At 34.1% G+C, this 21,264-nt stretch carries 17 protein-coding genes and 2 tRNA genes; 12 read left to right on the forward strand and 7 right to left on the reverse strand.

Annotation, left to right across the window (positions count from 1 at the left end; all coding sequences use genetic code 11):
- Positions 1-59: 59 nt before the first annotated feature.
- The 5 genes from ACXGQW_RS04110 to proS form a co-directional block, all read right to left on the reverse strand.
- Positions 60-1,115, reverse strand: a complete 1,056-nt coding sequence (locus ACXGQW_RS04110; protein WP_457823829.1) for an anhydro-N-acetylmuramic acid kinase — start codon at positions 1,113-1,115, stop codon at positions 60-62.
- A 50-nt stretch (positions 1,116-1,165) separates the two neighbouring features.
- Positions 1,166-1,237 (reverse strand) — tRNA-Glu (locus ACXGQW_RS04115).
- A gap of 13 nt (positions 1,238-1,250) precedes the next feature.
- On the reverse strand, positions 1,251-1,502 hold the full coding sequence (gene rpsT / locus ACXGQW_RS04120) for a 30S ribosomal protein S20 (RefSeq protein ID WP_457823830.1): 252 nt from the start codon (positions 1,500-1,502) through the stop codon (positions 1,251-1,253).
- Positions 1,503-1,536: 34 nt separating this feature from the next.
- Positions 1,537-1,608 (reverse strand) — tRNA-Glu (locus ACXGQW_RS04125).
- A gap of 110 nt (positions 1,609-1,718) precedes the next feature.
- Positions 1,719-3,197, reverse strand: coding sequence for a proline--tRNA ligase (gene proS, locus ACXGQW_RS04130; RefSeq protein ID WP_457823831.1), 1,479 nt, complete (start codon positions 3,195-3,197; stop codon positions 1,719-1,721).
- Between the two features lie 112 nt (positions 3,198-3,309).
- Here proS and ACXGQW_RS04135 point away from each other — a divergent pair, with 112 nt between their 5' ends.
- From ACXGQW_RS04135 to porT, 5 genes are all read left to right on the forward strand, one after another.
- Positions 3,310-4,164, forward strand: a complete 855-nt coding sequence (locus ACXGQW_RS04135) for a hypothetical protein (protein WP_457823832.1) — start codon at positions 3,310-3,312, stop codon at positions 4,162-4,164.
- A gap of 11 nt (positions 4,165-4,175) precedes the next feature.
- On the forward strand, positions 4,176-5,663 hold the full coding sequence (locus tag ACXGQW_RS04140) for an OmpP1/FadL family transporter (protein WP_457823833.1): 1,488 nt from the start codon (positions 4,176-4,178) through the stop codon (positions 5,661-5,663).
- Positions 5,664-5,759: 96 nt separating this feature from the next.
- Positions 5,760-6,653 carry a NifU family protein gene (locus tag ACXGQW_RS04145; RefSeq protein WP_457823834.1) on the forward strand — a complete coding sequence of 298 codons (894 nt, stop codon included), beginning with the start codon at positions 5,760-5,762 and terminating at the stop codon, positions 6,651-6,653.
- Between the two features lie 10 nt (positions 6,654-6,663).
- Positions 6,664-7,395 (forward strand): bifunctional demethylmenaquinone methyltransferase/2-methoxy-6-polyprenyl-1,4-benzoquinol methylase UbiE, encoded by a 732-nt coding sequence (gene ubiE / locus ACXGQW_RS04150; protein WP_457823835.1) that lies wholly within the window; start codon positions 6,664-6,666, stop codon positions 7,393-7,395.
- Entirely contained in the window at positions 7,395-8,054 is a 660-nt protein-coding gene (porT, locus tag ACXGQW_RS04155; protein ID WP_457823836.1) for a type IX secretion/gliding motility protein PorT/SprT, read from the forward strand. The genes ubiE and porT overlap by 1 nt, the downstream gene beginning before the upstream one ends.
- On the opposite strand, the gene ACXGQW_RS04160 is transcribed toward porT, so the two are convergent.
- Positions 8,035-8,778: a TrmH family RNA methyltransferase gene (locus ACXGQW_RS04160; RefSeq protein ID WP_457823837.1), complete on the reverse strand. Its 744-nt coding sequence runs from the start codon at positions 8,776-8,778 to the stop codon at positions 8,035-8,037. The genes porT and ACXGQW_RS04160 overlap by 20 nt on opposite strands.
- A 97-nt stretch (positions 8,779-8,875) precedes the next feature.
- Here ACXGQW_RS04160 and tamL point away from each other — a divergent pair, with 97 nt between their 5' ends.
- The 3 genes from tamL (at position 8,876) to accD (ending at position 13,507) form a co-directional block, all read left to right on the forward strand.
- Positions 8,876-11,365 carry a translocation and assembly module lipoprotein TamL gene (gene tamL / locus ACXGQW_RS04165; protein ID WP_457823838.1) on the forward strand — a complete coding sequence of 830 codons (2,490 nt, stop codon included), beginning with the start codon at positions 8,876-8,878 and terminating at the stop codon, positions 11,363-11,365.
- A gap of 99 nt (positions 11,366-11,464) precedes the next feature.
- Positions 11,465-12,532, forward strand: a complete 1,068-nt coding sequence (gene fbaA / locus ACXGQW_RS04170) for a class II fructose-bisphosphate aldolase (protein WP_457823839.1) — start codon at positions 11,465-11,467, stop codon at positions 12,530-12,532.
- Between the two features lie 105 nt (positions 12,533-12,637).
- On the forward strand, positions 12,638-13,507 hold the full coding sequence (gene accD / locus ACXGQW_RS04175) for an acetyl-CoA carboxylase, carboxyltransferase subunit beta (RefSeq protein ID WP_457823840.1): 870 nt from the start codon (positions 12,638-12,640) through the stop codon (positions 13,505-13,507).
- A gap of 428 nt (positions 13,508-13,935) precedes the next feature.
- Here the strand turns inward: accD and ACXGQW_RS04180 are convergent, their stop codons facing one another.
- Positions 13,936-15,222 (reverse strand): citrate synthase, encoded by a 1,287-nt coding sequence (locus ACXGQW_RS04180; protein WP_457823841.1) that lies wholly within the window; start codon positions 15,220-15,222, stop codon positions 13,936-13,938.
- A 351-nt stretch (positions 15,223-15,573) separates the two neighbouring features.
- On the opposite strand from ACXGQW_RS04180, the gene ilvD reads away from it, so the two are divergent.
- The 4 genes from ilvD to ilvC all read left to right on the forward strand — a co-directional run bounded on the left by ilvD (position 15,574) and on the right by ilvC (position 21,177).
- Positions 15,574-17,253: a dihydroxy-acid dehydratase gene (gene ilvD, locus ACXGQW_RS04185; protein ID WP_457823842.1), complete on the forward strand. Its 1,680-nt coding sequence runs from the start codon at positions 15,574-15,576 to the stop codon at positions 17,251-17,253.
- A gap of 98 nt (positions 17,254-17,351) precedes the next feature.
- Positions 17,352-19,052, forward strand: coding sequence for a biosynthetic-type acetolactate synthase large subunit (gene ilvB, locus ACXGQW_RS04190; protein ID WP_457823843.1), 1,701 nt, complete (start codon positions 17,352-17,354; stop codon positions 19,050-19,052).
- 10 nt (positions 19,053-19,062) lie between these two features.
- Positions 19,063-19,587: an acetolactate synthase small subunit gene (gene ilvN / locus ACXGQW_RS04195; RefSeq protein WP_457823844.1), complete on the forward strand. Its 525-nt coding sequence runs from the start codon at positions 19,063-19,065 to the stop codon at positions 19,585-19,587.
- Positions 19,588-19,704: 117 nt separating this feature from the next.
- Positions 19,705-21,177: a ketol-acid reductoisomerase gene (gene ilvC / locus ACXGQW_RS04200; RefSeq protein WP_457823845.1), complete on the forward strand. Its 1,473-nt coding sequence runs from the start codon at positions 19,705-19,707 to the stop codon at positions 21,175-21,177.
- Positions 21,178-21,264 lie beyond the last annotated feature (87 nt).

Here is a 21,264-nt window from a genome sequence, read left to right on the forward strand (position 1 = left end):
GATTCGTTTATTTTTAGGAATCAAACACAATAGTCTTTTCTGTTAAGAATGATGAAGCCTTAATCAATGATAACACCCGAAGAATGATCTTTAATAGCTCCCGTTACGCTAGACAAACAATTTACTTTACCCTCTAACCTCAACTTTCCCAACAAAGCAAAAACCAAAGCTTCTTTAAATTCTACAATTTTATTTGATGGGATTACAAACTTAACTTGTGATGCGTTTCTTTTAAGTCTTTCCATTAAAAACACATTAAACGCACCTCCTCCCGTGACCAAAACAGTGCCTTTTCTTATATTTTTGCAAATTTGATGTGCAATATGCTCTACAAAAGTTCTTAAAAAGTCTTTATGCGACAATTCGTATTTGAAAAAAATTGGATATATGTAGGTTTCTAAAAACTCTACTCCTAGAGACTTTGGAATAGGCAGATGGTAATAATTGATAGCATTCAATTCTGCCAACAAATTTTGATTTACATTCCCCGACTTTGCCAACGAACCATTTTTATCGTAATCTTGTCCTAGCTTTTGTGAAAAAAAATTAAGTACTGTGTTTACTGGACATATATCAAAAGCTCTTCTAACCCCCTTTTCATTGTAAGATATATTTGAAAAACCTCCTAAATTTAAACAGTAATCATACTCAGAGAATAGCATTTCATCACCTATGGGTACCAGAGGAGCTCCTTGTCCTCCCAACAAAACATCTTGACTTCTAAAATTGTAAATAGTTTTGATACCTGTTAATTTTCGGATTTGCTCACCACAACCTATCTGTAAAGTATATCCTTTATTAGGTTGATGGTGCACCGTGTGTCCATGTGAGGCAATCAAGTCTATTTGGTCAACGTCACATTCTTTTACAAAGTCAATAATTAATTTTGAAAAATATTTTCCTAAATCTGTGTCTATATCACTTAAGAGCAAACTTTCTTTACTGATTTTAGATACATTCTTAAGAGATTTTAACCAGTAATCATTATACATGATGGTTTTACAATTCAAAATTTTAAAAGAATTATCTTTCGAAAATTCAACTAAAACTAAATCCACTCCGTCTAGCGAAGTTCCTGACATCAAACCAATTGTATTCAAAACACTTTTTGACATAAATTACGGGTAGCGAAAAAATCCTTACTGTAACACAGTAAGGATTTTTGTAGTCCGTAGGGGAATCGAACCCCTGTTACCAGGATGAAAACCTGGCGTCCTAACCCCTAGACGAACGGACCATTAATTTTTCTATTATAAAGAAGCTACGTGCTTAGTTAATTTAGATTGTAAATTAGCAGCTTTATTCTTGTGAATAATATTGTTTTTAGCTAATTTTTGTAACATCGCTACAACTTTAGACAATTGCCCTTGAGCCTCTGTCTTATCTGTCATATTACGTAAAGCCTTAACAGCGTTTCTCGTTGTCTTGTGCTGGTATTTGTTTCTTACCTGCTTAGCGCTGTTACTTCTTATTCTTTTTAATGCTGACTTGTGATTTGCCATCTTATTATCTTTGTTATCTTAATTCAAAATCTTGTAGTCCGTAGGGGAATCGAACCCCTGTTACCAGGATGAAAACCTGGCGTCCTAACCCCTAGACGAACGGACCATTATTCACTCATTTAAAAAGCTTATTGCTTTTTGTATTAGCGGTTGCAAATATACACACATTTGGAAATACTGCAAACTTTTTTTTAAACTTTTTTCAATTTTTTAGACCTAGTATGCTTTTGCAAATAAAACTCTTTTTCTTGATGGTTTTCCCGAAAACACGCAGACTCCATCTTCCTCTGTAAATTCTAAAGGAATACATCTAATTGTTGCTTTTGTGATGTCTTTTATCTTGTCTTCAGTCTCTTCTGTACCATCCCAATGAGCTGCTACAAAACCTCCTTTATTTTCTATGGCATCCTTAAACTCTTCAAAGGTATTTACGTAAGTGGTGTGTTCCTTTCTGTAATCTAAAGCCTTGTTTAACAAATTCTGTTGAATTTCGTGAAGCAAATTTTCTATTATACCTACAGCCTCTGACTGCTGATAACTTTGTTTTTGTAAAGTATCTCTTCTTGCAATTTCTAAAGTTCCATTCTCTAAATCTCTCGCTCCAATTGCAACTCTTACAGGAACTCCTTTTAGTTCATATTCTGCAAATTTCCAACCTGGTTTGTGAGTATCTCTGTTATCGAATTTGACGGAAACACCTTTGGACTTTAATTCCGAACTAATTTCGTTTACCTTATCAGTAATAGCAGCTAATTGTTCATCTGTTTTATAAATAGGCACAATTGCTACCTGTATAGGAGCCAATTTTGGAGGTAGCACCAAACCGAAGTCATCCGAATGAGTCATAATTAACCCACCTATTAAACGGGTTGAAACTCCCCAAGACGTAGACCATACGTGTTCTTGCTTTCCTTCTTTAGAAGTATACTTTACGTCAAATGCTTTGGCAAAATTCTGACCTAAAAAATGAGATGTCCCTGCCTGTAATGCCTTTCCATCTTGCATTAAAGCCTCTATAGTGTAAGTATCATCAGCCCCTGCAAATCTTTCGCTTTCAGACTTCACTCCTTTTACAACAGGCATCGCCATAAAATTTTCTGCAAAATCAGCATAGACTTCTTGCATCTGTAATGTCTCCTCTAATGCTTCTTTTTTTGTACTGTGCGCTGTATGCCCCTCTTGCCATAAAAACTCAGCTGTTCTTAAAAACAACCTTGTTCTCATCTCCCAACGAACTACATTAGCCCATTGGTTAACTTTTATAGGCAGATCTCTATAAGATTGAATCCATCCTTTGTAGGTATTCCAAATAATAGCCTCGCTTGTAGGTCTTACTACCAACTCTTCTTCTAACTTAGCATTAGGATCCACAATTAACTTTCCTTCGTTCTCAGGATCTGTTTTTAATCTGTAATGAGTAACTACAGCACATTCTTTAGCAAAACCTTCAGCATTTTTTTCTTCTGCCTCAAACAAACTTTTAGGCACAAATAATGGAAAGTAGGCATTCTCATGACCTGTTTCCTTAAACATTCTATCTAGCTCATTCTGCATTTTTTCCCAAATAGCATAACCGTATGGTTTAATAACCATACATCCCCTAACAGCCGAATTCTCGGCCAAATCGGCTTTTACAACCAACTCGTTATACCATTTTGAGTAATCTGTACTCCTACTTGTTAACTTAGATCCCATAACTATTTATTTGGCACAAAAATTGTAAATTTTACTATGATCTAATCATCGGTAATGATTAGTTGGCAAAACTACTATTTTTTGCCTTGTTCAACAATAAAAACCTAAGATTATGAAGACCGTATATACTCCCTACAAAACGCTTGGTTTTATGGCTATTTTATTAGCGCTTACCTCTTGTGTTACTCAAAAAGATTTTACTTATTACGATGGTATATACAAAAATCCTAAAAACGAACCCAATAGTGTTTTTTCTGAACAAATGCTTAAATATTACGTAGAAAACCCTCAAAACGTAGTAGGATTAGGAACCAAAAATGACAATTATTCCATTTCGACCCCAAACAAAAATCCAAATCCTGCTATTACAAGTCAGCAAGGCAACAACGTTACCAATATATATGTTGATAGCAATTACCCTAACAACAACTGGAACGATCCGTTTTTTAACAATGGCTGGGGATGGAACAACAGATGGGCTGTGGGCACTGGCTTAGGTGTTGGGTATTTGGGATGGAACAGATGGGGAAATCCTTATGGTTTTAATAATTTTTACTACGGTAACGCTTTTGGGTTTGGACAACCTTTTTATGGTGGCTACAATTTTTACAACCCTGTAATTGTACAAGCCAATGGACGTTTTAACAATAGAAGAACTTCTAGGGTACAATACTCTAATACCAAAAGCGCTTCTAATAACAGACAATACAATCAAAATACTACCAGTAGCAGTAACAGCAAAAACTCTTCTGTAAGAAATTACAGTAACTCAAATGCTTCTAGCAACAACAGAAGTAGTACTCAATATTATCAAAACAAGCGAAGTAGTAACACCTCTAGATACACCTCCCCATCTAGCAGCGCTTCTTCTAACAACAGAAGTTATAACAGCCGTAGCTCATCTAGTAATAATCGATCTTACTCTGGTGGGTCTACGGGAAGAACTTATAGAAGGGGTAGAAGATAAAACAACATCTTATGAAAAAAATATTTTTTATTGTCACCAGTATATTAGTCGGTCAATACTCCTTTGGACAAATACAGCGTTTTTCGGATGTTGGTGTTGCGTTTAATCAACAAGAACTGAGTGGAACAGCCAGATACAAAGGTTTAAGCGGAGCTATGGGTGCTTTGGGTGGTGATATTAGTGCCATTGCAAATAACCCTGCAGGTTTGGGAGTTTTAAATTATAATGATTTTACGATTTCAGCAGGTTCTAATACAAAAAGTACCGATGCTTCTTATTACGGAAGCAATAGCAACCAAACTGAATTTGATTTTAACTTACGACAAGTAGGGCTTGCTTTTGTTTTTGAAAGAGATGGAGATTGGAACAAAACCGTTTTTGCCATTAATTACCAAAGAACCAATAATTTTGATAATTTTTATAGAATTACAGGAAACAGCGGCTTTGCCACTTTTCAAACCCATCCAGAACCTGTATTTAACGACAGCTTTGTTAATGGTGTAAGTCAAACACTATCTAACGAAACTTCAGGATTTTCTTCTGTTTTTAATTTAGGTTTGGCTTCTCAATACAAAGACAAATTTTATTTAGGAGCTTCTGTAAACGTCCACAACCTTAGTTATTCACAACTCATTCAAATTGCAGAAACAAATGTAGATGGTAATGACAATATTGTAGATCCCGAAGATTTGGTATTGGAAGCAGATTTCTCTCAAGAAGACAATCACAATGCTGATGGTTTATCTATAAACGCAGGATTTATTTACAAAGTAACAGAGCAATTTAGACTTGGTGCTTCGTACCAATCTCCTATTTGGTATTACGACATTGTAAATGAAAACAATGTGTTTGATGGTAGAGAAAACCGTAATTTTGGTAGAGCACCTGGAAATGGTAGAGATGGTGATTTAAATCCAAACGCAGAGAACAACAGCCCTACAGAAATTGCAGGGAGTTTTCAATTAGCTCCACTATTTACAGACACCAATGGTGTATTTGTGAATAATGATTTAAGTTTATTTGAATATGCAGTCAGAACGGCTAATAAATTTGGTTTGAGCACAGCTATTGTTCTTAACAATTTTGGGCTTATTTCTCTAGACTACTCTTATCATAATGTTAACGGCATCAATTTGTCTAAGGATGATTTTTCTGTAGAAAATGATTATTTTAACAATGTACTTAATAACACCCATAATATACGTGGTGGTGCAGAGTTAAAATTGGATAATTTTACACTAAGAGGTGGACTGAGTTTTGAACAAAGTCCGTTTAAAGATGCTGATAAACTAGATATTACCACCCTTGAATTGGGAAACAAATACGGTGCTTCACTAGGTGCTGGTTTAAGAATAGAAAATCATAAGTTTGATATAAGTTACAACTATTCACAACAAAACAACACCTACGATTTTTTTGATGGATTTAATCAAATAGATCCTGTGGATTTAACTTTAAAGCGAAATGATGTTAGTTTTACCTATTCTTACATATTTTAATTACCGTATTTAGAACAATTATCCCTTAAACCATCCTATTCAAATTCGGCCTTAATTAAATATAAATAGCTTATTTTTGTACAAATTTTTTGAGAAATGAGTACGCATCATATAAGTATAGAAGGAACTAATAATCCTTCAATTATTAAGTTTGTTAGTAACGAGCAAATTATTAAAGGAGGAAGCTATCAATTTAACAATATTGATGACGCTAAAGAATCCCCTGTATCTCAAGAACTTTTTAAACTCCCATTCGTAAGCAAAATTTTTATCAGTGCCAACTTTATCGCTATTGAAAAGTATGATATTGTTGAATGGAGTGACATTCAAAACGATATTAGAGAGCTTATTGAAATTTACCTTAACGAAGGGAATACGATTGTAACAGACAAGGCTGAGACTAGAAAAGTGGCTATAGAAATTTACGCAGAAAGTACTCCTAACCCAAGTGTAATGAAATTCGGATGTAACAAAATGTTAACTCCAGATGACCACGAATACAAATCTGCGGAAGACACCAAAAACTCACCCTTAGCTCAAGTTCTATTTGAATTTCCTTTTGTTAAAGAAGTTTACATCTCTGAGAACTACGTTTCTATCACTAAAAATGATATGATTGAATGGTTAGAAGTAAATACACAATTGAGAAGCTTTTTAAAAGAATATATTCAATCCGGTAAAACTATTATAGATACTTCCATAGAAAAACCTAAAGTAGAAATAGAAGCTGCACCCATAGAAAATCTCGAAGGAGTTTCTTTAGAAATCGCAAAAATATTAGATGAACACGTAAAACCTGCCGTTGCAAACGATGGAGGTAATATTGTATTTCAGGCATATGATGAAGCAACTAAAGATGTTCATGTAATATTACAAGGAGCTTGTAGCGGATGCCCATCATCAACCATCACTTTAAAAAATGGTATTGAGACTATGTTAAAAGAAATGTTACCTAACAAAATAAACAACGTAATTGCTGCTAACGGATAATCAAAACAACATGTCTAAAACAATAAAGCCTTATAAAGATTCAACCGCTGCTAAAAAAACGCAAGTAGCCGATATGTTTGATAACATCTCCGAAAACTACGATGGATTGAATAGGGTGATTACTTTTGGTATAGATGTAAAATGGAGAAAAAAAGTAGTTGATATCGTAAAAGCCACCTCTCCAAAAAACATTTTAGATATTGCTACTGGTACGGGTGATTTGGCTATTATGGAGAGTAACGCAATTCCCAATGCAAGTATTGTTGGTTTAGACATTTCTGCTGGTATGCTCGAAGTTGGAAAAGAAAAAATTAAGTCATTAAAGTTATCAGACAAAATTGAAATGGTTTTGGGAGACTCGGAAAACATTCCTTACCAAGACAATTTTTTTGATGCCATTACCGTTTCTTATGGAGTAAGAAATTTTGAAAACTTAGATAAAGGTTTGCAAGAAATTAGAAGAGTTCTTAAACCTGATGGAATATTTGTGGTACTAGAGACTTCTGTACCTACCAAATTCCCTTTCAAACAAGGATATCAGTTTCATAGCAAAATAATTTTACCACTCGTAGGAAAACTTTTTTCTAAAGATAAAATTGCGTATTCTTACCTTTCAGAATCAGCTAATTCTTTTCCATATGGAGAAAAATTTAATGCTATTCTCAGAAAAAACGGATTTAATACTGTGGAAGATATACCCGTTACGTTTGGAGTATCTACCATTTATAAAGCAACAAAGTAATGAAGCTAAAAGTTATTATTTTATTATTGATAGTTTGCTCCTTAACTAATAGTTATGGACAAAGAAAAAAAATCCTTCAACTTAATAACTTTGACAAATCATTAAGGTATGGTTACTACCTAGGGCTGCATAACAGAGGTTACGAACTCAGAGAGAATTCATCAGCTAAAGTTTCCCAAGGATATGGATTTCAACTAGGAGTATTGGCCGACCTAAATCTAAGCGAACATTTCAGTATTATTACTGAGCCTGGGGTTGTTAGTACTTCTAACGCTATTGTATTTATAGACGATGGAGAGGAATTTGATATGTCTACAACACATTTTCACCTACCTATATCTATCAAACTAAAAACAGAAAGAGTTAACAATGTGAGGGCTTTTGTACAAGCAGGGGCTTCTTACAACTACAATTTTTCTAGTGATAAAAACAAAGGAGATAATGGAGCAGATCCCAATGATTTTCTACTAACTAAGCATAACTTTTGGGGAGAAATATCTATTGGTGCAAATTTTTACTTCCCATACTTTAAGTTCTCCCCATCATTCAAAGGGGTTTATGGATTTAACAATGAGTTTGAAGGTTTGGGTAACAATGCGAAAGAAAACGTATCAAGCTTGAAGTCTAGAGGTGTATTTCTTACCTTAACTTTCCAATAATTCTTCTAAATTCACTTAATATAATAGAAGTTGCTGTTGCCACGTTCAAACTCTCGGTTTGTTGCAATGTACCAAACCTTGGGATAGAAATTTTGTGATCTATCAACTCTTTTATTTCTTTAGAAACCCCATTAGCCTCATTACCCATAATAATAACGCCATTCTCTGGCAAAGTGGTAGCGTAAATGTTTTTTCCATCCATATCTGCAACATAAATGGGCTGGTCTGTAGCTTTTAAAAATTCTATGAGATTTGTATAATTAACTGAAACTCTACTTAAAGACCCCATGGTGGATTGAACAACCTTAGAATTGTAACAGTCCACAGTATTCTTGCTGCAAACTAATTCTTCCACCCCAAACCAATCACATAGTCTTATAATCGTTCCCAAATTACCTGGGTCATTTATATCGTCTAAAACAACTTTTAATCCCTTGGATTTCGGAAGTTTTGAAGTAAACATTTTGAAAACAGCCAGCACTTTATTAGGATTTTTAAAAGAACTCACTTTTGTTAATTCCTGTTCTGTTATGACGGTTGGATTCAATTTGTCATATTTGTATACAACATCTTCTGTACAATAAATCGCTTCTAACCCAGTACCCGAATCTAAAAATTCATCCACTACTTTAATCCCCTCGGCTACAAAACACCCTGTTTTGTACCTGTTTTTTTTTATCTGTAAACTATTAACATTTTTAATTTGATTTTTGGAAAAAGGCATGTTTTCTGAATTTGATTTCAAATTTAATATTAAAATCTTCAAGCGCTACTAAGTAAGGTATATTATGCTTATTTTTGATGCAAATTTTAATACTTTCTTGAAAACAGTTATTAATTATTTCTTAATCTTTATCGTTGTCATTTTTTCTTTTACATCTTGTAACACCACCAAGTATGTAAAAGAGAACGAACAACTTCTTGAGCAGAATATTATAAACATTGATGGCGAAAAAAATTCAGATCAGGAGTTAAACTCATACATCATTCAAAGACCTAACACCAAGCTATTGGGGATACCGTTAGGATTAATGTTATACAATATTGGAGACGAAAATTATGACTCCATTCATCAACGCAAGTTGATAGCATTTAAAGACCGAAACAACTTTTTCGATAAATTATTATCAAAAAAGCAAACCCTTAATATTATCAACAAAAGAAATAGTGTTAATCGTTGGTTTTTAAACAAGGGAGAAGCACCAGTAATTATTGATACTGATAAAACAAATAAAAGCGCAAGCAATTTAAGAAACCTATATTTCAATCAAGGTTATTTTAATGCTACTACCAAAATTACAGTTTTAAATAATGTAGAAAAAGCAACAGTAACCTATAATGTTACTAAAAACAAACCCTTTTATATTGGAGACATTAGTTATGATATAAAATCTAAAAGTGCGGACAGTTTGATACAAAAAAACAAACATATTTTTGCGCTAAGAAAAGGGGATCAATACAATATCAAAAAATTTAAAAAAACCGTTTCTAAAATAAGTAACCTACTCAGAAACAATGGATTTTACCACTTTAATGAAAGTCTTATTAGTTTTAGAGACATTGATACCCTTGCCACAGACAATACGACTCCCGTAAAGCTTGTTGTTGAAAACCTAAAAACTCAACGAGGAAAAAAAATTACTGAAATACCTTTAAACGTTCAAACTATAAAAAATATAAACGTTTATACAGATTACACTTATAATAGAAGAAACATTAAGTATGATGTGCTAAGGGAACAAAATAAAATATCATTCTTCGCCCATTCTAAAATAAAACATAGAACCAAAACTCTAGCAAACTCCATATTTATCGAACCTAATAAAGTTTATAGCGATAAAAAAGTAGAGCTTACGAGAAATCATTTGAGATCTTTAAAAAACTTTAAGTCTATTAGGATCAATCACAAAGAACTCCCTAACAATCAACTAAACACCAATATTATATTAACCCCTTTAAAAAAATATGGTGTTGGTGTTAATACAGAATTGATTCACTCCAACATAAAGCAAATAGGACTCTCTGGTGGATTTAGTTTCATCAATAGAAATCTATTTAAAGGTGCAGAAATTTTTCAATTGTCTTTCCAAGGAAGTATTTTTGATACAGCGACGAACATTGCAGGAGATGAGAGAAACGAATTTGATGCCTTTGAATTAAGTGTAGATGCTTCCTTGGAGTTTCCTAGAGTTATTTTCCCCTTTCTTTCAAACGTCCTCCCAAGAGAAATGACCCCTAGAACTAAAATTACTGTGGGTACTAGTTTTCAGAGAAATATAGGATTAGACAAACAAAACTTGAGCGGAATTGTGAATTACAATTGGAAATCTTCTTCAAAAAACTCACACGTAATAGAGTTGATTAACCTGCAGTTTATTAACAACTTAAATCCAGAATCGTATTACAATATTTACAATTCTGAATTTCGAAAAATTAGAGAAATCCAACCTTTAGTAGACCCTACTTTTAATCTTACTCCCCAAAATGCAGACGAATTTATAAGGAGTGTCCCTCTTAGTTTTCGATCTACGAACCCAGAAGAATTCACTTCAATACAAAACATAGGCAAAAGAGAAGATATTATTACAAGCAACAATATCATTCCCTCTTTTTCTTACAGTTTTGAACACAACAGTCGAAAAGGCCTCAGTGATACTCGCTACAATTATTTTAGAACTAGAATAAGTTCGGCAGGAAATCTAAACACTTTCTTTCTAAAAGAAGTAGATGGGCAAAAAACATTTAGAGATATTTCGGTATCTCAATTTGTAAAGTTGGATGTAGATTTTAGAAAATTTTGGAGTAGATCTATCAACCATTCTTTGGCTTTCAGAACCTTTGTAGGGGTAGCTGTTCCTACCGGAAAAAACAAAGATATTCCATTTATTACAAGTTATTTTGCAGGAGGATCTAACGACATCAGGGCATGGAAAACTTACGAACTTGGACCTGGTAATTCCAATACAGGTTTAGAGTTTAACATTGGTAATTTAAAACTGTTGTCTAATTTAGAATACAGATTTAAAATGATTAACAGTATTCACGGAGCTGTGTTTATAGATGCTGGAAATATTTGGAACTTACCGAGCTCCACCGCCGCAACTGACGAAGAAATTTTTAGTGGATTTGAATCCCTTGAAAACATTGCCATAGGTAGTGGTTTTGGAATAAGATACGATTTTAATTTTTTGGTTTTAAGACTAGATTTGGCATTTAAAACATTTGAACCCTACTTAGAATCCAATAAATGGTTTTCTAATTACGACCTGCGCAGTTCAGTGCTTAACATCGGTATCAACTATCCTTTTTAGTACGATATCGTTTTCGTATAATATCATACAAACCAACCCCTTATTTCATATAAAAATGAGTATTTTTGTTCTGATTAATTCAATTAAACTAATTATAAAATGAGTTACAATATTAAACCAGGAGTTGCTACAGGAGATGCAGTTCAAGAGATTTTCAAATTAGCAAAAGAAAAACAATTTGCATTACCAGCAGTAAACGTTACAGGTAATAATACAATTAACACAGTTTTAGAAACTGCTAAAGAATTAAACTCACCAGTAATTATTCAATTTTCTAACGGAGGAGCAGTCTTTAACGCTGGAAAAGGATTAGACAATACCGACCAAAAAGGTGCTATTGCTGGAGCTGTTGCCGGAGCTAAGCACGTACACGAATTAGCTGTAGCTTACGGAGTGCCAGTTATTTTACATACAGACCACGCTGCTAAGAAATTATTACCTTGGATTGATGGACTATTAGATGCTTCTGAAAAGCACTTTGCAGAAACTGGAGCTCCATTATTCTCTTCTCACATGATTGATTTATCTGAAGAGCCATTAGAAGAAAATATCGCTATTTGTAAAGAATACTTAAAGCGTATGGATAAAATGGGAATGACTTTAGAGATTGAATTAGGAATTACTGGAGGTGAAGAAGATGGTGTAGACAACTCTGATGTTGATGAGTCTAAATTATACACACAACCCGAAGAAGTAAATTATTCTTACGAAGAATTAATTCAAGTTTCTCCAAGATTTACAGTAGCTGCTGCTTTTGGTAACGTTCACGGGGTATACAAACCAGGAAACGTTAAATTAACTCCAAAAATTTTAGATAACTCTCAAAAGTTTATCGAAGAAAAGCACGGTTTAGGACACAACCCTATTGATTTTGTATTCCACGGTGGTTCTGGATCTTCTGTTGAAGAAATTAGAGAAGCAATTGGTTACGGAGCTATCAAGATGAATATCGATACTGATTTACAGTATGCTTTTATGGAGGGAATCAGAGATTACTTTGCAGCAAATGCTGATTATTTAGCTTCTCAAATTGGTAACCCTTCTGGAGCTGACTCACCTAACAAAAAATACTACGATCCAAGAGTTTGGTTACGTAAAGGTGAAGAGACTTTAAAAGCTCGTTTAAAGCAGGCTTTTACTGACTTAAACAACGTTAATACTTTATAATATAACATAGGTTATATTTAAGATTTATACTCAAATAGAGAAACTGTTTATATACAGTTTCTCTATTTTTTTTAGTAAATTGCTGCCCTATTAAAATGAATAATTATGACAGCTTGGTTTAAAAGAAGTGATAAAGGAATTCAAACCCCTACAGAAGCAAAAAAAGACGTACCAAAAGGTCTTTGGTATAAAACTCCTAGTGGAAAAATTATAGACACTGACGAATTAAAAGCCAACTTATATGTGAGTCCAGAAGATGGTTATCACGTAAGAATAGGTAGTAATGAATACTTTGAAATACTATTCGACGATAAGTACACTGAGTTAAATGAAAGTTTAAGCGCTGTAGATTCTTTAGATTTTGAAGACACCAAGCCTTACACAGAAAGAATTAAAGCTGCTCAGAAAAAAACAAAATTAAAAGATGCCGTTAGAACTGCAGTAGGAAATTCTTACGGAAAGCCTTTAGTAATTGCTGCTATGGACTTTTCTTATATTGGAGGTTCTATGGGATCTGTAGTAGGTGAAAAAATAGCTAGAGCAATAGACTATGCTAGAGAAAATAAAATACCTTTTTTAATGGTTTCTAAATCGGGAGGTGCTCGTATGCAAGAAGCTCCGTTATCTTTAATGCAAATGGTTAAAACATCTGCAAAATTGACCCAATTAGCAGAAGCCAAAGTTCCTTACATATCATTATGCACAGACCCTACCACCGGTGGGATTACAGCCTCATTCGCTATGTTAGGAGATATTAATATTGCAGAGCCTAACGCACTAGTTGCCTTTGCAGGACCTCGTGTAGTAAGAGACACCACTGGTCAAGATTTACCTGAAGGATTCCAAAGATCTGAGTTCTTGCTAGAACACGGATTTTTAGATGCTATTTACGAACGTAAAGCCTTAAAAAAACAAATTAATTTATACATTGACTTGATTCTGAACGACGAAGTTAGAACTGAAGCTCAAGAATAATTTCTTGCTAATATTTGCTAAAAAGGTCATTTTTGTATACTACAAAAATGACCTTTTTTTATACATAGTTTTGATAACCAATCTCTTAAACGTATTGTTTTTTTTTGTAAATTTTGTTTACAAACTAAAAAATCAGTCAAATATTAGAAAAAAACACAAAAATCATCAACAAAGAAGGAGAACAGTTTTTTGAAGAACTCAACGAAGTTGCCAAAAAATATAATTTCGAAGGCACTATTAGTAAAGTAATATTCAATGAAAACGCGAACAAAGAAGATTTTAAATGGCCTGATTGTGAGTGGACTTGCTGGACAGAAATGATAAATGGTATACCAACCATTACCTGTGGATTTAAGTGCAAGATTTAATAAAAAAGTCCCTTAGAAGAAATACTCTAAAGGACTTTTTTAATATTTTGTTTTGAGGTTTTATCTCTTAGAGATAGAAACATAATCTCTTAAAGGCTCACCTACGTATAATTGACGTGGTCTTCCAATAGGCTCTTTATTTTCTCTCATCTCCTTCCATTGAGCAATCCACCCTGGTAAACGTCCCATCGCAAATAATACAGTAAACATTTCAACAGGAATTCCTAAAGCTCTGTAAATAATTCCTGAGTAGAAATCTACGTTAGGATATAAGTTTCTTGCTTTAAAATATTCATCATTTAAAGCCGCTTCAGACAACCCTCTTGCGATATCTAAAACAGGATCTTGAATTCCTAAATCAGCCAAAACCTCTTCAGCAGCAACTTTAATAATTTTTGCTCTTGGATCAAAATTCTTGTAAACTCTGTGTCCAAATCCCATCAAACGGAAAGGATCAGATTTATCTTTCGCTTTTGATAAATACTTTTCAAAGTCCCCACCATCTGCTTTAATAGCCTCTAACATTTCAATAACTGCTTGGTTAGCTCCACCATGTAAAGGCCCCCATAATGCAGAAATTCCTGCGGAGATGGAAGCAAATAAACCAGCATGAGAAGATCCTACGATTCTTACCGTAGAGGTAGAACAGTTTTGCTCGTGATCAGCGTGTAAAATTAATAATTTATCTAAAGCATCCAAAACAATCTTATTAGCTTTGTATTCTTGATTAGGCATCTTGAACATCATCTTAGCAAAGTTCTCCTCGTATCCTAAGTCAATATCTCCAAAATCTAAAGGCAATCCTTTCATTTTTCTCATACACCAAGAAACCAATACAGGAAACTTACCCATTAACATGGTAATGGCATGATACATATCCTCTTCAGACTCCACTTCAACAGACTTTGGATTAAAAGCAGTTAACGCACTTGTTAAAGAAGACAGAACTCCCATAGGATGAGCATTTTTAGGAAAAGCATCTAAAATTTTATGGATATCCTCATCAACCAAAGACTCCGCTTTTATATCAGCCTCAAATTTGTCTAACTGAGTTTGATTCGGAAGTTCTCCAAAAATTAATAAATAGGAAACCTCTAGAAAAGAAGCATCAGCAGCCAAATCTTCAATAGCATAACCCCTGTACCTCAAAATTCCTTTTTCTCCATCCAAAAAAGTAATTTCACTTTTACAAGAACCTGTATTTTTAAAACCAGGATCAATAGTAGTAACACCTTGTGTTAATCCTCTTAACTGCTTTATATCGATTGCTACTTCGTTTTCCGTTCCTTTTTCAATTGGAAATTCAAACTTTTGACCTTTAATTTCTAATGTTGCTTTATCTGACATATATATGTTATTTCCTTTATTTTTTATGAGTTTCACAAATCTACAAATAATTAGGTATTTTCAAAATATTTAATACTTAATTTATCTACGTATTTATACGTAAAAACATAGATTAATTTGTATATAGTAATCCTACGTATCATTTACGTTCATCTTAATTTATCTTTTTAGTATAAAAAAACACCCCTAAACACAAAAACAAAAACAACTTAAAACACTAATTTACAATATTTTAAAAACAAAAAACAAATACTGAGTATCGTAAGTTTTTTTATATTTTTTTATTAAAAAGGATTTCTGTTATAATTTTGTTAGTCATAAATATTTTTTCTGATAAAAAGACCTACAAAAATGGCATTAAATAAACATAGTAAAAGACTTACTCAAGACCCATCTCAACCAGCATCGCAAGCAATGTTATATGCAGTCGGACTAACTGACGAAGATATGAACAAACCACAAATTGGTATTGCGAGTACAGGTTATGATGGAAACCCTTGTAATATGCATTTAAATAAAATTGGGCAAGAAATTAAAAAATTCACCAATCAAAATGAGCAAGTTGGATTAACATTCAACACCATTGGTGTTTCTGATGGAATTTCTATGGGTACTTCTGGTATGAATTACTCTCTGTGTTCCAGAGATATTATTGCTGATTCTATGGAAACTGTTGTGAATGCTCAAAGTTACGATGGTTTAATTGGAGTGGTTGGATGTGATAAGAATATGCCAGGTGCCATCATTGCTATGTTACGTCTAAACAGACCTTCTATCATGGTTTACGGAGGAAGTATAGCTTCTGGAAAATACAAGGGACGTAAGTTAAACATCGTATCTGCTTTTGAGGCATTAGGACAGAAAGTAGCAGGTGAAATTGATGAAAAAGAATACAGAGAAATCATCAAAGCAGCCATTCCTGGAGCTGGAGCTTGTGGAGGTATGTATACTGCTAACACTATGGCATCTTCTATAGAATGTATGGGAATGGCATTACCTTACAACTCTTCTATCCCAGCTGAAAATCCAAACAAACTTTCAGAAGCAGAGCGTACAGCTAAAGCAATGAAAAATTTGCTAGAATTAGATTTAAAGCCGAAGGACATTGTTACTAAAAAATCTATCGAAAACGCAGTAGCATTAGTAAACGCTTTAGGGGGCTCTACCAATGCTGTATTACACTTTTTAGCAATTGCTTATGCTGCTGATATTGAATTTACATTAGAAGATTTCCAAAGAGTCTCTGACAGAACTCCTCTAATTGCTGATTTAAAACCTTCTGGTAAATACTTAATGGAAGATGTTCACGGAATTGGAGGAACTCCTGCCATTATGAAATATTTACTAGACAATGGATACTTACACGGAGATTGTATGACAATTACGGGTAAAACGCTGGCAGAAAACTTAGCAGAGGTTAAAGCTATGGAATTTGAAGATCAAGACGTTATTTTCCCTACAGATAAAGCTTTAAAATCTTCTGGAAATATTCAAATATTGTACGGTAACCTTGCTGAAGAAGGTGCTGTAGCAAAAATATCCGGAAACGAAGGTTTAAAGTTTGAAGGAAAGGCTGTAGTTTATAATGGTGAGCAGGCTGCCAATGACGGAATTTCTAACGGGGATGTAGAAAGAGGTGATGTAGTAGTAATTCGTTATGTAGGACCTAGAGGTGGACCTGGAATGCCAGAAATGTTAAAACCTACTTCATTAATTATGGGGGCTGGTTTAGGTAAGTCTGTTGCTTTAATTACTGATGGACGTTTTTCTGGAGGTACACACGGTTTTGTTGTAGGACACGTTACACCTGAAGCACAAAGCGGAGGTTTAATTGGACTGGTAGAAACAGGAGATACCATTTCTATTAGCGCAGAAGACAACTCTATTACGTTACAAGTCTCCGAAGAAGAAATTGCAGAACGTAAAGCCAAATGGCAACAACCTGCATTAAAACACAATAAAGGAATCTTATTTAAATACGCTAAATCAGTAGCTTCTGCTTCTGAAGGATGTGTAACAGATAAATATTAATTTAACAGTACTAAGTATTCAGTACAAAGTATCTTAACTTTTAACAAAGTAAAATATATTTTGTACTCTGTACTAATTACTTAATACGATATAAAAGTATGAGTACGAAAACAGAAAGAATTATTGGAGCTGAAGCCGTTGTTAGATCTTTGCTAGCAGAAGGGGTTGAAGTAGCTTATGGTTATCCAGGGGGTGCTATTATGCCAATTTATGATGAATTATATAAGTATCAAGATCAATTGCATCATGTTCTTACTCGTCACGAGCAGGGAGCAACTCATGCTGCCCAAGGTTACGCTAGAACTTCTGGTAAGGTGGGAGTTGCATTAGCAACTTCTGGTCCTGGAGCTACCAACCTTATTACAGGTATTGCAGATGCTCAAATTGATTCTACTCCAATAGTATGTATCACTGGACAAGTAGCTTCTCATTTATTAGGAACAGATGCTTTTCAGGAAACTGATGTCATCAGCATCTCCTCTCCTATTACCAAATGGAACGTTCAAGTAACCAAAGCTGAGGATATTCCTGAAGCTATTGCCAAGGCATTCTATATTGCAAAATCTGGAAGACCAGGTCCTGTGTTAATTGACATCACTAAAGATGCTCAATTATCTGAATTGGACTACAGTTACGAAAAATGTACGAATGTTAGAAGTTACAAACCCGTTCCTCCAACAGATATCAACAAAGTAAAACAAGCTGCTGAATTAATCAACAGTGCAAAAAAGCCTATGATTGTTTGGGGACAAGGAGTTATTTTAGGAGGTGCAGAACAAGAATTTAAAGCTTTTATTGAAAAGGCAGGAATTCCATCTGCATGGACCGTTTTAGGTTTGTCTGCGTTACCTACTAACCACCCTTTAAATGTTGGTATGGTTGGAATGCACGGACATTATGGACCCAACAAGTTAACCAATGAATGTGACGTTTTAATTGCAGTAGGAATGCGTTTTGACGATCGTGTTACAGGTGATTTGAGCAAATACGCTAAACAAGCAAAAGTTGTACATTTTGATATTGATCCTGCCGAGATTGATAAAAATGTTAAAACGGAAGTAGCTGTATTGGGAGACTCTAAAGACACTTTAGGTAAAATTTTAGAGTTTATAGAAGAAAAAGATCACAGTGCTTGGCTACAAGAATTTAGAGACTTTGATAAAATTGAATACGAAAAAGTAATTAACGGACAGTTAAACCCTACCAAAGAGGGCTTAACCATGGGAGAAGTTTTACAAGGAATCAACAAAGCAACTAATAATGATGCTGTGATTGTTTCTGATGTAGGACAACACCAGATGATGGCAGTTCGTTATGCTAATTTTACGCATACTAGAAGTAACGTAACTTCTGGAGGATTGGGAACTATGGGATTTGCCCTACCAGCCTCTATTGGGGCAAAAATGGGAGCTCCAGAAAGACACGTTGTGGCGATTATTGGTGATGGTGGTTATCAAATGACTTGTCAAGAATTAGGAACTATTTTACAAACAGGAACCGCAGTAAAAATTGTGGTGTTAAATAACGAATTCTTAGGAATGGTACGTCAATGGCAGCAATTATTCTTCGATAGAAGATATGCTTCCACAGAAATGACCAATCCAGATTTTGTAAAACTAGCAGAAGCCTATAGCATCCCTGCAAAAAGAGTAAGCGCAAGAGGCGATTTACAAGGGGCTATTGATGAAATGATTGCTTGCGAAACTTCGTACTTCTTAGAAGTAATGGTAGAAAAAGAAGACAATGTATTCCCAATGGTACCAACAGGTGCAAGTGTATCTGATGTTAGATTAAGCTAAAAAACAAGACATGGAAGAAAAATTATATACCATATCCGTTTATTCTGAAAACAACTTAGGATTGTTAAACAGAATTTCAACCATCTTTGTAAAAAGACATATCAATATAGAAAGCTTAACGGTTTCTGCTTCAGAAATTAAAGATGTATCTAGGTTTATTGTTGTTGTAAAAATGACTGAGACTGCGGTTAAAAAAATCATTGGTCAGTTAGAAAAGCAAGTAGAAGTAATCAAAGCTTATTATCATACAGATGATGAGGTGATTTTTACAGAAAATGCCATGTTCAAGTTCAGGTCAGATTTGTTATTTGAGAATCCTCAAATTCAAAATATCATCAAAGAACATAACATGAATATCATCACTGTTAACAGAACCTTTTTTGTGGTAGAAAAAACAGGAAGAAGACCAGAAATAGAAGCCATATATAAAGCCTTTGAGCCTTTTGGTATCGCTCAATTTGTAAGATCTGGTAGAATTGCTATCTCCAAAGAGGCAATGAATATTCGTAAAATTTTAGGGGAGATAGTTCAATAGAATTTCCTAAATTTGGCAACGCAATAAAATAAATTTTGAGCTTGGCGGATATTCATTCCATCAAGCTCATTTTTAGCGAAATAACAAGTAAAAAATTAGAATCAAAATAAAAGCAAAATGGCAAATTATTTTAACACACTTTCTTTAAGAGAGCAATTAGAGCAATTAGGACAGTGTGAATTTATGGACAGAAGCGAATTCAGCAACGGTGTTGAAGCTTTAAAAGGAAAGAAAATCGTAATCGTAGGTTGTGGTGCACAAGGATTAAACCAAGGTTTAAACATGCGTGACTCTGGATTAGATGTTTCTTATACTTTAAGAGCAGCTGCTATTGAAGAAAAAAGACAATCTTTTTTAAACGCTACTGAAAATAACTTTGCTGTAGGAACTTATGAAGAAATGATTCCTACTGCTGATTTATTAATCAACTTAACTCCAGATAAGCAACATACTAATGTTGTAAATGCAGTAATGCCATTAATGAAAGAAGGATCTTGTTTATCTTATTCTCACGGTTTTAACATTGTAGAAGAAGGAATGCAAGTTCGTAAAGATTTAACTGTAATTATGGTAGCTCCTAAGTCACCAGGTTCTGAAGTTCGTGAAGAATTTAAGAGAGGATTTGGAGTACCAACTTTAATTGCTGTACACCCTGAGAATGATCCTCAAGGTAAAGGATGGGATTATGCCAAAGCTTATGCTGTAGGTACAGGAGGACACACTGCTGGTGTATTAAAGTCTTCTTTTGTTGCCGAGGTTAAGTCTGATTTAATGGGAGAGCAAACCATCTTATGTGGATTGTTACAAACTGGATCTATCTTATGTTTCGATAAAATGGTAGCTGAAGGAATTGATGCAGGGTATGCTTCTAAATTAATTCAATACGGATGGGAAACTATTACTGAAGGTTTAAAATACGGAGGTATCACAAACATGATGGATAGATTGTCTAACCCAGCAAAGATTGAAGCTTTTAAAGTTTCTGAGGAATTAAAAGACATCATGAGACCTTTATTCCAAAAGCATATGGATGATATCATCTCTGGTCATTTCTCTAAAACAATGATGGAAGACTGGGCTAATGACGATATCAACTTATTAACATGGAGAGCTGCTACAGGAGAAACTAACTTTGAAAAAACTCCTGCTGGAGATTTTGAAATTTCTGAGCAAGAATATTATGACAACGGTACCTTAATGGTCGCGATGGTGAAAGCTGGTGTTGAATTAGCTTTTGAAGCTATGGTTGATTCTGGAATTATTGACGAGTCTGCATACTACGAATCTTTACACGAAACTCCATTAATTGCAAATACAATTGCAAGAATGAAGTTAGCTGAAATGAACCGTGTAATTTCTGATACTGCTGAGTACGGATGTTACTTATTCGATCACGCTTGTAAGCCATTAATTGCTGAGTACGTTAAAAACGCACCAAGCAACTTAATTGGTAAACCATTTGGAGCCGTAAACAACGGAGTTGATAACGCTGAGTTAATTGCTGTTAACAAAGTAATCCGTGAGCACGATGTAGAAATTATTGGTGAGGAATTACGTGAAGCAATGACTGCAATGAAAAAAATCGTTTAATTACAAACGAAATTTAAATACATTTAAAAGCCGTTGCATCTTAATGTAACGGCTTTTTTAATTTTATAAACACATCTATTGTCTCTT

It is taken from the genome of Wenyingzhuangia sp. IMCC45533 (genome assembly GCF_054111225.1).

What these genes read in the sequence shown, in the direction of transcription:
- ilvC (WP_457823845.1), top strand. Translation starts at nt 19,705, where the DNA reads ATGGCAAATTATTTTAACACACTTTCTTTAAGAGAGCAATTAGAGCAA.
- rpsT (WP_457823830.1), bottom strand. Translation starts at nt 1,502, where the DNA reads ATGGCAAATCACAAGTCAGCATTAAAAAGAATAAGAAGTAACAGCGCT.
- ilvN (WP_457823844.1), top strand. Translation starts at nt 19,063, where the DNA reads ATGGAAGAAAAATTATATACCATATCCGTTTATTCTGAAAACAACTTA.
- proS (WP_457823831.1), bottom strand. Translation starts at nt 3,197, where the DNA reads ATGGGATCTAAGTTAACAAGTAGGAGTACAGATTACTCAAAATGGTAT.
- ACXGQW_RS04110 (WP_457823829.1), bottom strand. Translation starts at nt 1,115, where the DNA reads ATGTCAAAAAGTGTTTTGAATACAATTGGTTTGATGTCAGGAACTTCG.
- ubiE (WP_457823835.1), top strand. Translation starts at nt 6,664, where the DNA reads ATGTCTAAAACAATAAAGCCTTATAAAGATTCAACCGCTGCTAAAAAA.
- ACXGQW_RS04180 (WP_457823841.1), bottom strand. Translation starts at nt 15,222, where the DNA reads ATGTCAGATAAAGCAACATTAGAAATTAAAGGTCAAAAGTTTGAATTT.
- porT (WP_457823836.1), top strand. Translation starts at nt 7,395, where the DNA reads ATGAAGCTAAAAGTTATTATTTTATTATTGATAGTTTGCTCCTTAACT.
- ACXGQW_RS04145 (WP_457823834.1), top strand. Translation starts at nt 5,760, where the DNA reads ATGAGTACGCATCATATAAGTATAGAAGGAACTAATAATCCTTCAATT.
- ACXGQW_RS04160 (WP_457823837.1), bottom strand. Translation starts at nt 8,778, where the DNA reads ATGCCTTTTTCCAAAAATCAAATTAAAAATGTTAATAGTTTACAGATA.
- accD (WP_457823840.1), top strand. Translation starts at nt 12,638, where the DNA reads ATGACAGCTTGGTTTAAAAGAAGTGATAAAGGAATTCAAACCCCTACA.
- fbaA (WP_457823839.1), top strand. Translation starts at nt 11,465, where the DNA reads ATGAGTTACAATATTAAACCAGGAGTTGCTACAGGAGATGCAGTTCAA.
- ilvD (WP_457823842.1), top strand. Translation starts at nt 15,574, where the DNA reads ATGGCATTAAATAAACATAGTAAAAGACTTACTCAAGACCCATCTCAA.
- ACXGQW_RS04135 (WP_457823832.1), top strand. Translation starts at nt 3,310, where the DNA reads ATGAAGACCGTATATACTCCCTACAAAACGCTTGGTTTTATGGCTATT.
- ilvB (WP_457823843.1), top strand. Translation starts at nt 17,352, where the DNA reads ATGAGTACGAAAACAGAAAGAATTATTGGAGCTGAAGCCGTTGTTAGA.
- ACXGQW_RS04140 (WP_457823833.1), top strand. Translation starts at nt 4,176, where the DNA reads ATGAAAAAAATATTTTTTATTGTCACCAGTATATTAGTCGGTCAATAC.